Raw genomic sequence first — 13,944 nt, 5'->3', positions numbered from 1 at the left:
CCGCTCCCGGTTGGGCTCCGCCCCGGCCCACTCAGGGGCGAAGCCCGTCGCGAAGGCGCCGCACCCTCTGATCGGGTCCCGCCGAGCCCCTTGCGGTCTCGTGCCCGGCCACCCCCCGGTGGGGGCTTGTCGCTCCCCCACTGCCTTGAAGGCGTGGGAGGTACCCCCATCCCCGCGCCCCTGCGTGGGCCAGGGGAGAGCCCTCCAGAGCGCAGCCCCACCAGGGGGGTCCAAGGGGGTCACCCCTTGACACACACCACCTGCTTCAGCCGCGCCACCACCTCGACCAGGTCCCGCTGCTGGTCGAGGACCTCCTCGATCCGCTTGTACGCGCCGGGGATCTCGTCCACCACCCCCGCGTCCTTGCGGCACTCGACGCCCCGCGTCTGCTCCTCCAGGTCCCGCGCCGTGAACCGCCGCTTCGCCGCGCCGCGGCTCATCCTGCGGCCCGCGCCGTGCGACGCGGAGTTGAAGGACTTCTCGTTGCCGAGGCCCCGCACGATGTACGAGCCGGTGCCCATCGAGCCGGGGATGATGCCGTGGTCGCCGGCGCCCGCGCGGATCGCGCCCTTGCGGGTGACCAGCAGGCCCACGTCGTCGTAGCGCTCCTCGGAGACGTAGTTGTGGTGGCAGCTGATCTCCGGCTCGAACGTCACCCGGACCTTCTTGAACTCCTTGGCGACGGCGTCCTTCAGCAGCGCCATCATCAGGGCGCGGTTGCGGCGTGCGTACTCCTGGGCCCAGAAGAGGTCGCGCCGGTAGGCCGCCATCTGCGGGGTGCCCGCGACGAAGACGGCGAGGTCGCGGTCGACCAGGTCCTGGTTGTGCGCGAGCCCCCGGGCCACCCCGATGTGGTGCTCGGCGAGCTCCTTGCCGATGTTCCGCGAGCCGGAGTGCAGCATCAGCCAGACCGCGCCGTCGGTGTCCGTGCAGACCTCGACGAAGTGGTTGCCGGACCCGAGCGTGCCGAGTTGCTTGGCGGCCCGCTCCCGACGGGGCCGTACGGCCTGCGCCAGCGAGCCGAAGCGCTCCCAGAAGTCCGCCCAGCCGGCGGTCGGGAAGCCGTGCAGGCGGTGCGGGTCGACCGGGGTGTCGTGCATGCCGCGGCCGACCGGGATGGCCCGCTCGATCCTCGCGCGCAGCCGCGACAGGTCGCCCGGCAGGTCGTTCTCGGTCAGGGACGTGCGCACCGCCGACATGCCGCAGCCGATGTCCACGCCGACCGCGGCGGGGCACACGGCGTCCCGCATCGCGATCACCGAGCCGACCGTGGCGCCCTTGCCGTAGTGCACGTCGGGCATCACGGCGAGACCCTCGACCCACGGCAGCGTGGTGACGTTCCTGAGCTGCTGGAGAGCGGCTCCCTCGACCGTGGCCGGGTCGGTCCACATCCGGATGGGCACCTTCTCGCCCGGTACCTCTACGTACGACATCCTCGCTCCCTTTCCCCCGTGGTTCCCCCGCACCGCGCACCGATGCATGGCGGGGCGCGCGGACCGGGCGCGCCCCGGGCAGCTGTGGTGTGGAAAACTCCGTCCCGCATTCCGGACCGCGGATCCGGACTGTGAATCCGGACCGTAAATACCGGAACAACCTCCCACGAAAGACCCGCTCGACCGGCGGGTCCGGGTGGCTGTGCGGTAGACATTGTGTTCAGCGGGCCACCGCCCGCGGCAACCTCATTTCGCCGTCGAACCCCCGCCGAGAGGAGCCAGCACCGTGCAGCGGAAGGCGTTGGTGACAGGCAGCACAGCGCTTCTCGCGGCCCTCGTGGCCCTGCTCGCCGGCTGCACCGCGGACTCCGGCTCCCGCGATGCCTCCGGCGACGCCAAGCCCGCCGGTGCCGGCACCTCGGCACCGCCCGCGCCCCCCGGCAAGTACCGCACGCTCCCCGAGCCGTGCGGCGAGGTCGAGAAGGGCAGCCTGGACACGATGCTGCCGGGCATCAAGACCATCTCCGACGAGCAGCAGCGCGAGCGCGCCTACGAGGGCAGCGCCGCGCTCACCTACGACACCGACCGCCGGGTCGGCTGCCGCTGGAGCGGCGAGTCCCCGTACGCCACGGACCACCTGCTCATCGACTTCGAGCGCGTCGTGTCGTACGACACCACGGTCAGTGACGACACCCGTGCGCAGCAGGTCTTCAGCACGAAGGAGACCGACGCGGGGCTGACGCCCTCCACGCCCCCGGGCAAGCCCCAGAAGGGCTCCTCCAGCTCCCCCAGCGCGTCGGCCGGGGCGGGCGGGTCCGGCGGTTCGGCCATGAACCCGGACTCCCTCGACGCGGGCGACTCCGGCGTGCCCGGCGGCTCCTGCGCGGCGAGCGGCACGGGCGGCTCCGGCGCCCCCGCGGGCCCCGGCGCGACCGGCTCCTCGGGCCTCTCAGGCGCCGGCGTGCCGCCGTCCCGGGCGCTGAACGGCCTCGGCGACGCCGCGTTCCTCGACGACACCTGCTCCAGCCCGTCCTCGGCCGCCCGGCACCGCACGGTCACTGTGGTCTTCCGCACGTCCAACGTGATCGTGACCGTCCAGTACGACGAGCAGGCGGGCAACCCGACCCTGCTGCCGGACAGCAAGAAGATGCAGGACAGCGCGCAGGACCTGGCACACGAGCTGGCGGGCCGGCTCAGCGACTGACCGCCGCGCGCGGCCCCGTCCGGCTCCCGCGCGCCGGACGGGCCACGGCCGGCCGGGCGGGCACGGCGTACCGTGACCCCTCGGACCCGCCTCCACGGCATCTTCACCGGGGGCCCGGGCCCTGCACCACCCACGTACGAGCGTCACGAGTGAAGGAACCATGCACCGACCTGCACAGCGACTCACCCGCATACTCGCCTGCGCGGCCGCCGTCCCCGTGATCCTCGTCGCGTCCGGATGCACGTCGGGATCCGGCGACGGCGGGTCCGAGCCGGGCGACGGCTCCTCGTCGGCCGCCTCCAAGGACTCCGGCTCCGACGGCGCCGCCGGCGCGCAGCCGGCGTACTCCGCCCTGCCGGGGGCCTGCAAGACGCTGTCCGACAAGACGCTGGAGAAGCTGGTGCCCGAGGCCGACCCGTCGGGCACGATGGCCAAGTCCGCGGACACGTCGGTGCGCAGCTCCTGCTCCTGGAGCAGCCTCGACAACAACGGCGTCAAGGGCTCGCAGTTCCGCTGGCTGAACGTCTCCCTGGTGCGCTTCACGTCCGACCAGTCGCGCGACGGCGCCACCACGCAGGCGAGCCAGTACTACGCCAAGCAGGTGGCCGGCGCGAAGGCCACCGAGGGTGCCACCGGCGTGAGCAGCCAGCCGGTGTCCGGCACCGGAGACGCGGCGACGGCCGTGAACTACGGCCTGAAGAAGGACGAGGGCTCCTTCAAGCAGCAGACGGTCGTGACCCGCATCCAGAACGTCGTGGTGACCGTCGACTACAACGGCGCCGGGCTCGCGGGCGAGAAGGCCCCGGACACCTCCGGGCTGCTTCAGGACACCCAGTCGGCGGCCAAGGAGGCCATCGCGGCGGTCGTGGCGGCGAACGGCTCGTCGGCGTCGGGGAGTTCCTCCTCGGGCTCCTCCGACTCGTCCTCCTAGCCGGGGAACCCGCCGCGGCGGGCAGTCGAGCACCGATCGAACCCGGCGGCTCCGCCTCCGGAAGGCGGCGGCAACCCGCCCGTACATGACGGCACTTGTCGGGAGATACAGGCGCCGGGACGGCATGGCTCGCGGTATGCCGACCCGGCGCGCGCCGCACACATGTGCCAGTCTGTTGCGCGGCACCCTCGGGGGCGCCGGTGCCCGTTGGGGGCGACAGGGAGGGAGCAACGGTGGCCGCGCCACTCAAGCTGACACGGACACACCGGATACTCGTCGGGCTGGTCATCTCCGGTGCGCTGGTCATCGCCGGAATCGGCTTCGTCGGGTCGTACTCGGCCGTGCGGGCGCTCGCCGAGCGGAAGGGGTTCGGCCAGTTCTCCCTGGTCTTCCCGATCGGCATCGACGCGGGCATCTGCGTGCTGCTCTCGCTCGACCTGCTGCTGACGTGGATCCGGATCCCGTTCCCGCTGCTGCGCCAGGCGGCGTGGGTGCTGACGGCGGCCACCATCGCGTTCAACGGCGCGGCGGCCTGGCCGGACCCGCTGGGCGTGGGGATGCACGCCGTCATCCCGGTGCTCTTCGTGGTCTCCGTGGAGGCGGCCCGGCACGCGGTGGGCCGGATCGCGGACATCACCGCCGACAAGCACATGGAGGGCGTGCGGCTCACCCGCTGGCTGCTTTCCCCGATACCGACGTTCCTGCTGTGGCGCCGGATGAAGCTGTGGGAGCTGCGCTCCTACGAGGCGACGATCAAGCTGGAGCAGGAGCGGCTGGTCTACCAGGCGCGGCTGCACTCCCGCTTCGGGCGCGCGTGGCGCCGCAAGGCGCCCGTCGAGTCCCTGATGCCGCTCAGACTCGCCCGCTACGGCGTGCCGCTCTCCGACACCGCGCCCGCCGGCCTGGCCGCCGCCGGCATCGAACCGGTGCTGCTGCCGCCGGCGCCCCGGAGCGCGGAGCTCGAGCCCGGCGCGCAACCCGCCCAGGGCGCGGACCGGTCCACCGAGGCGCCCCCGCGGCACGAGGTCGCCCCACCGCCCGGCATCGACGCGATGAGCCCCTGGTTCGCCGCCCACCCCAACCGGCCGTACGAGGGCGGGTACGACCCCTCCTACGCCCCGGACCAGCAGTACGAGCAGTGGTACGCGCAGCAGCAGGCGCTCGCCCAGGCCCAGGGCGTCCCGGGGCCCCAGCAGTACGTGCAGGGCCCGCAGGGGCCCGTGCCCCAGGAGTACGCCGGGCAGGGGCAGCAGGCGCCCGGACCGGGGCCGTACCCGGACCCGCAGCAGTTCGCCGACGCGCAGCAGTACGCGGAGGCACAGCAGCAGTACGCCGAGGCGCAGCAGCGGTACGCCGCCGAGGCGGGGGCCGGGCAGCCCGGCGGGCCCGGCCCGGCGGAGCAGGTGGGGCAGGTGGGGCCTGACGGCATGCCCGTCGACCCCGCCGCGATGGAGGGGATCGATCCGGCCACCGGCAACCAGTTCCTGGTTCCGGCCGGGCCCGGCCGCACCCGTCCGCTGGGCGGCAGCCCGATCCCTGCGCCGCGCATGGAGCAGACGGCGTGGTCGGGGGCCGGCGAGGAGCTGCCGTTGCCGGAGTCGGGCGGCGAGGAGCCTCAGCCGGTGGGCCTCCCGGACGGGCTCTCCCGTGACGAGGCGTACTTCCAGGCGTTCCGCAAGTACGTGGGCGAGCACATGGACTTCCCGAACGCCCGGCAGTTCGGGCTCTACCTCCAGGATCTGTACGGCATCGTCGGCCAGTCCGGCGGGCCCCTGACGGAGCGGACGCTCCGCCCGTACGTCCGCGAGTTCCGTGAGCGGTACCAGCAGAACCTGGACGCCGAGGAGAACATCGCGTAGCCCGGTCTCCGGGGCCTGCGCGGCCCACGGCACCCCGTCGGGGCAGCGGCGCCTGTGCGGCCAAGGTCAGCCACTTAGGGGCGCGGGGAACTGCGCGACCAGCCACGACGGACCCGTCAGGTCGTCACCGTCCCAAGGGGGCAGTCTCTGTCGCATTCGGACCACCGGCTGGTGGTGGTTGCTCGCGCAGTTCCCCGCACCCGTTTCGGGGCCCGGGGTCGCCCCGGAACGAAGTCAGAGGCGGTCCGGGGTGCGGATGCCCAGGAGCCGCATGCCCCGGTGCACCGTCCGCGCCGTGACCTCGCAGAGGAACAGCCGGTTCTCCACGACCTCCGCCGGATTCTCCTCGCTCAGCACCTGGCACTCCGCGTAGAACGTCGTGAAGAGCGAAGCCAACTGGTACAGGTACGCCGCCAGCTTGTGCGGCGCGTACTCCGCCGCCGCCTCCGCGGCCGTCTCCGCGAACCGGTCCACGTGCAGCCCGAGCGCCCGCTCCGCGGGGGCGAGCGCCAGCTCGGGGTGCGCGACGGGCCGCGCGTCGCCGGACAGCCGCAGGATCGACTGGATCCGCGCGTACGCGTACTGGATGTAGACGGACGTGTCGCCGTTCAGCGAGACCATCTGGTCCAGGTCGAACTTGTAGTCCCGGCTGGCGGACGTCGACAGGTCGGCGTACTTCACCGCGCCGACGCCGATGTGCGCGCCGTTGGTGACGATCTCGTCCTCGCTGAGCCCGACCTTCTCGTTGTTCTTCTCGCGCACCACCGCCGTGGCCCGCTCGATCGCCTCGTCCAGCAGGTCCTCCAGGCGGACCGTCTCGCCCGCGCGGGTCTTGAACGGCTTGCCGTCCTTGCCGAGGACCGTGCCGAACGCGAGCTGGAGCGCCGTCACGTCGTCGCCGAGCCAGCCGGCCCTGCGTGCGGTCTCGAAGACCATCCGGAAGTGCAGCGCCTGCCGGGCGTCGACCACGTACAGGAGGGTGTTCGCCTTGAGGTTGAAGACTCGGTCGCGGACGGCGGACAGGTCCGTGGCCGCGTAGCCGTAGCCGCCGTCGGACTTCTGCACGATCAGCGGGACCGGATTGCCTTCCGGGCCCTTGATGTCGTCGAAGAAGACGCAGAGCGCGCCCTCGGAGCGGACCGCGACGCCGGACTCCTCCAGCAGCCGGCAGGTCTCCGCCAGCATGTCGTTGTACCCCGACTCGCCGACCACGTCGGCGTCCCGGATCTCCATGTCCAGCTTGTGGAAGACGGACTGGAAGTAGAGCTTCGACTCGTCGACGAACCGCTGCCAGAGGGCCAGCGTCGCGGGCTCGCCCGCCTGGAGGTCCACGACCCTGCGCCGGGCCCGGGTCTTGAACTCCTCGTCGGAGTCGAAGAGCCGCCGCGCGGCCTTGTAGAGCCGGTCCAGATTGGACATGGCCTCTTCGCCGCTGGCCTCCTCGCCCGCGGCGCCGGCGGCCTTGTGGTCCAGCTCGTGCGGGTGCTCCTCCAGGTACTGGATGAGCATGCCGAACTGCGTGCCCCAGTCCCCGATGTGGTGCCGCCGGACGACGCTCTCGCCGGTGAACTCCAGCATCTGCACCAGCGCGTCGCCGATCACGGCGGACCGCAGGTGGCCGACGTGCATCTCCTTGGCGACGTTCGGCTGGGCGTAGTCGATCACCGTGATGCCCGGGTGGTCGGCGAAGGGCGCGCCGAGCCGGCCGTCGGGGTCCGCGGCGCGCGCCGCGAGGTTCTCGGTGATCGCGCTGTCGGTGACCGTGATGTTCAGGAAGCCGGGGCCCGAGACCTCCACGTCCGCCAGCAGGTCCGGGGCGTCGACCTCCGCCACGACCCGCTCGGCCAGCTCTCTCGGCTGCGCCTTCGCCCGCTTCGCCAGCGCCAGGATGCCGTTGGCCTGGAAGTCGGCGCGGTCGCTTCGGCGCAGCAGGGGGTCCGCTGCCCCGGCCTGGGGCAGGGCGGCCGAGAGGGCGTCCGCGAGACGCTGGTGGACCGAGGCGCTGAGCGAGGTGACCGAGGCCATGAAAGGAATGCCGTTTCTCCTGGACGATGCAAGGGCGACGTGGGGCGACCGGTGGTGACCAGTGGACTGTGCCGTAACGCACTCAGTATCCCATGCCCTGACAAGCCGTTTTCGCGGTTGGGGCGCGAGCTGGGAGAATGGGGGAACAGGGATGCGACGCGGTGTGCACGTGCGTGCACGCGCGAGGCACCCGGTGGGGCGGGCACCGCGGACGGCACCGAGGTCGCCACCCCGGGCAGGAGCAGGACGCGCGCCGAGCGGCCGCGCACACGGCAGCAGGCGCACGGCACGCAGCGCACGAGCGCACAGCGGAAACGCGCACAGTGGAACGCGCACATCAGAAAGAAGGACGTACCGATCGTGGCTCAGAGCACCGAGACCACCGACTGGGTCTCCCGTTACGCGGACGAGGTCAGCGCCGAGTCGGAGCGCCGCGCCCCGGGCAAACCAGTCGTCGTCGCGTCCGGGCTCTCCCCCTCGGGCCCGATCCACCTCGGCAACCTCCGCGAGGTCATGACCCCGCACCTGGTCGCCGACGAGCTGCGCCGCCGCGGCCTCACCGTGCGGCACCTGATCTCGTGGGACGACTTCGACCGCTTCCGCAAGGTCCCGGCCGGTGTGAGCGGCGTCGACGAGTCCTGGGCCGAGCACATCGGCAAGCCGCTGACCTCCGTGCCCGCGCCGAAGGGCTCCCCGCACGCGACCTGGGCCGACCACTTCAGGTCCGCCATGGAGGCCGCGCTCGCCGAGATGGGCGTGGAGTACGACGGCATCAGCCAGACCGCCCAGTACACCTCCGGTGCCTACCGCGAGCAGGTCCTGCACGCGGTGCGGCACCGCGGCGAGATCGACGCGATCCTCGACCAGTACCGCACGAAGAAGCCCGGCAAGGGCGCGGACGGCGGCGGCCAGGGCGCCAAGGGACAGGGCGGCAAGCAGCAGAAGCCCGCGGACGAGGCCGAGCTGGCGGCGGCCGAGGGCTCCGGCGCCGCCGCCGAGGAGGACGGCAGCGGCGGCTCCGTCGGCTACTTCCCGTACAAGCCGTACTGCGGCGCGTGCGGCAAGGACCTCACCACGATCACCGCCTACGACGACGACACCACCGAGCTGGCGTACACCTGCGAGGCCTGCGGCCACACCGAGACGGTGCGGCTCGCCGAGTTCGACCGCGGCAAGCTGGTGTGGAAGGTCGACTGGCCGATGCGCTGGGCGTACGAGGGCGTGGTCTTCGAGCCGAGCGGCGTGGACCACAGCTCGCCGGGCTCGTCGTTCCAGGTCGGCGGGCAGATCGTGCGCGCCGTGTTCGACGGCGAGCAGCCGATCGGGCCGATGTACGCGTTCGTCGGGATCTCCGGCATGGCGAAGATGTCGTCCAGCAGGGGCGGGGTGCCGACGCCCGCGGACGCCCTGCGGATCATGGAGCCCCAGCTGCTGCGCTGGCTCTACGCGCGGCGGCGGCCCAACCAGTCGTTCAAGATCGCGTTCGACCAGGAGATCCAGCGGCTCTACGACGAGTGGGACAGGCTCGCCGCGAAGGTCGCCCAGAGCGCGGCGGGGGGCGAGGACGCGCCGGCGGTGCTGCCCGCCGACGCCGCCGCCCACGCGCGCGCGGTCGGCACGGCCGCGGGTGAACTGCCGCGTACGCCGCGCCCGTTGCCGTACCGCACCCTGGCGTCGGTGGCCGACATCACGGCCGGGCAGGGCGAGCAGGCGCTGCGGATCCTCAGCGACCTCGACCCGGAGCACCCGCTCGACTCGCTCGACGAGGCACGGCCGCGGTTCGACAAGGCGGAGGCGTGGATCAACACGTACGTTCCCGCGGAGCAGCGCACGCTCGTGCGGGAGGGGGCCGACACGGAACTGCTGGCCTCGCTCGGCGAGTCGGACCGCGAGTCGCTGCGGCTGCTGGTGGAGGGCCTGGACGAGCACTGGTCGCTGGACGGGCTGACGGGGCTGGTGTACGGGGTGCCGAAGACGATGGCCGGGATCGCGGCTGACGCCGCGCCCACGCCGGAGCTCAAGTCCGCCCAGCGGGCGTTCTTCGTGCTGCTGTACCGGTTGCTGGTCGGTCGTGACACCGGGCCGCGGCTGCCGACGCTGCTGCTGGCGGTGGGCGCGGACCGCGTCCGCAAGCTCTTGGGCGCCTGACGGCGCCGGTGCGCCCCGTCTCCCCGCGCCCCGTCTCCACGCGCCCCGTCGGCGGCGCCCCGGAGGGCCCGGGTGAGCCCCGAAAGGGGCGCGGGGCCGTATCGTGGGGGCACCTCCCACGCCCTTGAGGCAGTGGGGGAGGCTCCGCCGCGCGGGCGCGAGCAACCACCCACCGGCAAGTGGTCCGGACACGACAGAACCAGCCCCCTCGGGACGGTCACGTCGGGGCTGAGCGCGACCGGACGGTGGCTAACGGCTTCGTTGGCGCCTGCCGGGGTTGCCGATGATCCTCGGCAAAGCCGCGACCGCCGACACCGCCAGCGCGGCGACGAACGCCCCCTCGACGGCGAAGGCGAAGAAGGAGCGCTCGACGATCGGGCGAAGGCCCGCGAACGAGCTGTGCAGCAGGGCACCGAGGACCAGGGCGACGGGGACGGCGACCAGGGTCGCGCGTCGTACGGGGTGGCGGGCCGTGACCGCCGCTGCCGCGCCTGTCGCGGCGGGGATGCAGGCCAGCAGCACGGCGTCGGACAGCGGGTCCAGCGACAGCCCCCAGAGCGCGGCGGTGAACTGGTACACCAGCCACCACAGTGCCGCGTACGTCGACACGGCCACGAGCCATCGGAGCGGGAAGCCTGCCTTGCGCGCCGGCACTCGCGGGGCCGGGGCCGCCGCCCGGCGGCGGGCGCACCAGTGTCCCAGGGCCGGGAGGCCGTAGAGCAGCGCGGCCGTTCCCAGCAGCCACGGGATGTGGCTGAAGTAGTCGTCGAGGGCGATCATCTCGGCCACCGCGAACACGTGCGGCAGTCCGGGCAGGTGGCTCATGAGGGAGCCGTCGTACTGCGACAGGACGAAGGAAGGCTGCATGTCGAAGACCGGCCGGGCGGCGGCCAGGACGGCGGCGGCGACGCCCGCGCCGGGCAGCAGCGCGATCCACAGCGGGTGGCGGGCCGCCGCGATCACCGGGGTCCAGGCCGCGATCAGGTACTCGCACCACAGCACGAGCAGCACCAGCAGGCCGCTGAGCAGCAGCGCCGTGCCCGCGACCGTGCCGGGCGACGCCGGCATGCCGAGGCTGTCGGCGATCAGCGTGGGCGAGAGCAGGTAGCCGACCACCGCCCCGAGCCCGAGGCCCCAGCGCAGTGCGGGGAGCCGGGACGTGCCCCGGTACAGCGTCGCGCGCAGCACGGCCAGGCCGAGCACGATCACCAGGAGCACGGTGAACGGCTCCGGCCGCCAGATGCCCCAGATCGTGCCGTAGGCCCAGTGTGCGACGGGGGAGCTGCTGGGCTGCCACACCAGCACCAGGCAGGCGCCGAGCACCAGCGCGAAGCCGAACGCGGGCGTCACCAGCGGCCGGGGGTCGGCCAGTGCCGCCCTGCGGTCCGCGCCGGACGGGTGCGTGATGCTCAACCGCAGGGCCAGCCTCCGCAGGGGCCCGGCGGCCCGCCCGCGCGCCGCCGGAGTCCGGCGGGTCCGCCCGGTGTCGTCGACGGCGGCGAGGAGCCGCCCCAGGGGTGCGCTGCGGCCCTGCCACTCGACCACGCGCGCGTCGGCCCCGTACTCGCGGGTCCGCAGCACCTGCGCCCGCGCCACGACGAGCAGGAGGGCGAGACCCAGCATCTGCGCGAAGCTCTCGCCGTAGACCCGGGGGTAGAGGCCTATCACGACGGCGATGAGCCGCCCCAGGGCGACGGGGGCGAAGGCGAGCACGGACCAGACCCGGAGGAACCCGAGCGTGATCATCGTCAGGTCGACGTCGTGGTTGCGCAGGTGGGCGAGTTCGTGCAGGACCAGTGCCTCGAACGCCTCCCGGTCGCGGTCGAGCAGCGGCAGCACTCCCCTGCCCAGGAGCACGTACCGGCGGCCGGCCCGGCCGAACGCCACCCCGTTCGCCGCCGGGTCGAGGAGGTCGATCAGGAACCGCACCCTCACACGGGGCACCGCACGCTCCGCGAGGGCGCCCAACTCGGTGTGGAGGTCCGGCAGTGCCTCGGCGGTGACCGGCCGGACTCCCCGGCGCCGGGCCCGGCTGGTGGACCGGAACCAGTAGTGCAGGGCGGTGGCCGTGGCCAGCAGTCCGGTCGTCGTCAGGAACGACTGGGTGATCGGGCCCGACGGGTTGCGGCGGTTGCACTCCGCGACACCCGGCAGGTGGCCCCCCTCGCCCCACAGCCGCATGGTGGCCTCGGGGCCGCCGATACGTGCGATGGCCCTGCGGACGCACGAGTCGACGGGGTCGCCCAGGTGGGAGGAGAGGCCGCCGGTGAGGGCCGTGAAGTAGTTCGGCGTCAGGAGCACGGTGCACGCCAGGACCGCCACGATCAGCAGGATGAACGCGATCAGGGTGGCGGACGGCAGATGCGGCGGGCGCCTGGGCGGGGCGGGTGCGCCGGGCCTGTCGAGCGGGCCGGAAGCGACCGGTCCGCCCGCCGTGGCCGGGACCGGCTCGTCCACGGCGGTCAGCCCCTCCGGGCGGTGCGCTCGCGCAGGTAGGCCACGACGGTGTCTGCCAGCACTCCCGCCCGGTCCTCGGGCAGGCCGAGCAGGATCGCCCGGCGGCGGGCCGTGCCGTGCACGTCCTCCAGGACGTCCGGCGGCAGCGGTGTGAGGACGCTCTCGTACGGGTTCCCGGCGTCGGGGGCCGCCTGGGGCCGGGGGCGGCGCAGCCGCCGCAGCCACCCCAGCGCGCGGCCGGTGGCGCGCTGTCCGGCGGCCTGGACCAGGTCCTTGAACACCTCGGTGGCGACGCCGTAGGCGACGCCCGTGAACAGGACGGTGGCGGCGTCCACAGCGCCGAAGCCGAGGGGGTCGTCGCGGCGCCGTCCGCCCCGGCCACCGCGGGCCACCGCCGCCGCGGTCTCCTCGAAGAGGGGCAGTTCCTCGGGGGCGAGGCGGGCGACGAGGTGGCGCGCGAGATCCAGCTCGGCCGCGCCCTCGTGATCGTTGTCGCGGCCCATCCGCACCCCCCGTACGAACCCCTGTTGAACTCCACCGTACCAACCGCGAGTTCGGCCTTCGACGCACCGGCCCAGGCAAGGCACCGGGGCCACCCCGGTTCCCTCAGGGGCGCGGGGAACTGCGCGAGCAACCCCCACCGACAGGTGGTCCGGAAACGGCAGAACCAGCCCCTCGGGACGGTGACGACCCGACGGCGCCGTCGTAGCTGGTCGCGCCCACGCGGCGGGGCCGCACATCGACACAGCCCCGCGCCCCTGAAGGAACCGTGGGTGCCCCCCACCAGCAGGTGGCCCCAGCCAGCAGGTGCCCCCACCGGGGGGTGGCTCCGAGACAACTGCAACCGAACCTTTTCGGCCATCCCCGACCACTGGCCGGTTATAGTCACGCCAGTGACCCGCCCCGCATCCGTCCACCTCGCGAACCTGGACCTGAACCTCCTGGTCGCTCTCAGAGAGCTGCTCCGCGAGCGGAACGTCACCCGTGCGGCGGCCCGTATCGGCGTGACCCAGCCCGCGGCCAGCGCCGCGCTCGCGCGGCTCCGCCGGCACTTCGCGGACGACCTGCTGGTCCGCAGCAGGAACGGCTACGTCCTCACCCCGCTCGCCCTCCAGTTCGCCGAGCAGGTCGAGACGGTGTGTGCCGCCGCGGAACGCCTCTTCAGCACGGACAGCAGCTTCGACCCGGCGACCTCCCGCCGGCAGTTCACCCTGCTCATGGCCGATTACACGGTGTCCGTCCTGGGCGCCCGGCTCTCCGCGGCGCTCGCCGAGCAGGCCCCCCGCGTGGAGCTGCACATCCGGATGGTCCGCGAGGCGTTCAGCACGGACGCGGCGGAGACGATCCGGTTCATCGACGGCATGATCGCCCCGCCGGTCAGCCGGTTCGAGGTGCCGGGGCTGCGCTCCACGGACCTGTTCAGCGACCACTGGACGTGCGTCGTGGACGCCGCGCACCCCTGCGCCCGGCGCGGCCACCTCACGCTGGAGGACATGGCGCGGCTGAGCTGGGTGGCCCCCTTCCAGCCCGATCCCGGTTATCTGACGGCCGCCCCGACGACACGCCAGCTCACCCTTTTCGGAATTCAGCCCGATGTCCGGGTGCGCGTCGAAAGTTATCAAGCGGTGCCGCATTTCGTCGTCGGAACCGACCGCGTAGCCCTGCTGCAAAAGCGCCTCGCCGAACGCATAGCGGCACCGATGGGCCTCGCCGTACTGCCGTGCCCCGGAGATCCGGAACCCATCGTGGAAAGGCTCTGGTGGCATGACGAATACGACGGCGACCCGGCCCACCAATGGCTGCGGAAGACGCTCACCGCGGTGTCGGCCGGCCTCTGATCCACATCCGGAGCATCGGTCACAACACCGTCCCCACCTGCGGAGATAA

Annotated in this window: 9 protein-coding genes; 5 read left to right on the top strand and 4 right to left on the bottom strand. The window is 73.0% G+C overall.

Annotation, left to right across the window (positions count from 1 at the left end; translation table 11 throughout):
- Window positions 1-239 precede the first annotated feature (239 nt).
- A complete protein-coding gene (locus tag Sm713_RS01960) occupies window positions 240-1,433 on the bottom strand; it encodes an RtcB family protein (protein ID WP_212907977.1) in 1,194 nt (397 codons plus the stop codon).
- 304 nt (window positions 1,434-1,737) lie between these two features.
- Here Sm713_RS01960 and Sm713_RS01955 point away from each other — a divergent pair, with 304 nt between their 5' ends.
- From Sm713_RS01955 to Sm713_RS01945, 3 genes are all read left to right on the top strand, one after another.
- Window positions 1,738-2,637, top strand: a complete 900-nt coding sequence (locus Sm713_RS01955) for a DUF3558 domain-containing protein (protein WP_308293141.1) — start codon at window positions 1,738-1,740, stop codon at window positions 2,635-2,637.
- Window positions 2,638-2,797: 160 nt separating this feature from the next.
- Window positions 2,798-3,568: a DUF3558 domain-containing protein gene (locus Sm713_RS01950; RefSeq protein WP_212907975.1), complete on the top strand. Its 771-nt coding sequence runs from the start codon at window positions 2,798-2,800 to the stop codon at window positions 3,566-3,568.
- Between the two features lie 233 nt (window positions 3,569-3,801).
- Window positions 3,802-5,427 (top strand): DUF2637 domain-containing protein, encoded by a 1,626-nt coding sequence (locus tag Sm713_RS01945; protein WP_212907974.1) that lies wholly within the window; start codon window positions 3,802-3,804, stop codon window positions 5,425-5,427.
- A 234-nt stretch (window positions 5,428-5,661) separates the two neighbouring features.
- On the opposite strand, the gene argS is transcribed toward Sm713_RS01945, so the two are convergent.
- Window positions 5,662-7,452: an arginine--tRNA ligase gene (gene argS / locus Sm713_RS01940; RefSeq protein WP_212907973.1), complete on the bottom strand. Its 1,791-nt coding sequence runs from the start codon at window positions 7,450-7,452 to the stop codon at window positions 5,662-5,664.
- A 336-nt stretch (window positions 7,453-7,788) separates the two neighbouring features.
- Between argS and lysS the strand changes: the two genes are divergently transcribed.
- Window positions 7,789-9,600 carry a lysine--tRNA ligase gene (lysS, locus tag Sm713_RS01935; protein WP_212911708.1) on the top strand — a complete coding sequence of 604 codons (1,812 nt, stop codon included), beginning with the start codon at window positions 7,789-7,791 and terminating at the stop codon, window positions 9,598-9,600.
- A 249-nt stretch (window positions 9,601-9,849) separates the two neighbouring features.
- Here the strand turns inward: lysS and Sm713_RS01930 are convergent, their stop codons facing one another.
- On the bottom strand, window positions 9,850-12,057 hold the full coding sequence (locus Sm713_RS01930) for a M48 family metallopeptidase (RefSeq protein ID WP_212907972.1): 2,208 nt from the start codon (window positions 12,055-12,057) through the stop codon (window positions 9,850-9,852).
- Between the two features lie 5 nt (window positions 12,058-12,062).
- Window positions 12,063-12,560 (bottom strand): hypothetical protein, encoded by a 498-nt coding sequence (locus Sm713_RS01925; RefSeq protein ID WP_212907971.1) that lies wholly within the window; start codon window positions 12,558-12,560, stop codon window positions 12,063-12,065.
- Window positions 12,561-12,950: 390 nt separating this feature from the next.
- On the opposite strand from Sm713_RS01925, the gene Sm713_RS01920 reads away from it, so the two are divergent.
- Window positions 12,951-13,895, top strand: a complete 945-nt coding sequence (locus Sm713_RS01920) for a LysR family transcriptional regulator (RefSeq protein ID WP_212907970.1) — start codon at window positions 12,951-12,953, stop codon at window positions 13,893-13,895.
- Window positions 13,896-13,944: the final 49 nt, after the last annotated feature.

Origin of the sequence: Streptomyces sp. TS71-3, assembly GCF_018327685.1 — a bacterium.
Taxonomy (GTDB): Bacteria; Actinomycetota; Actinomycetes; order Streptomycetales; family Streptomycetaceae; genus Streptomyces.
This window is presented reverse-complemented; position numbering and strand designations above follow the sequence as displayed.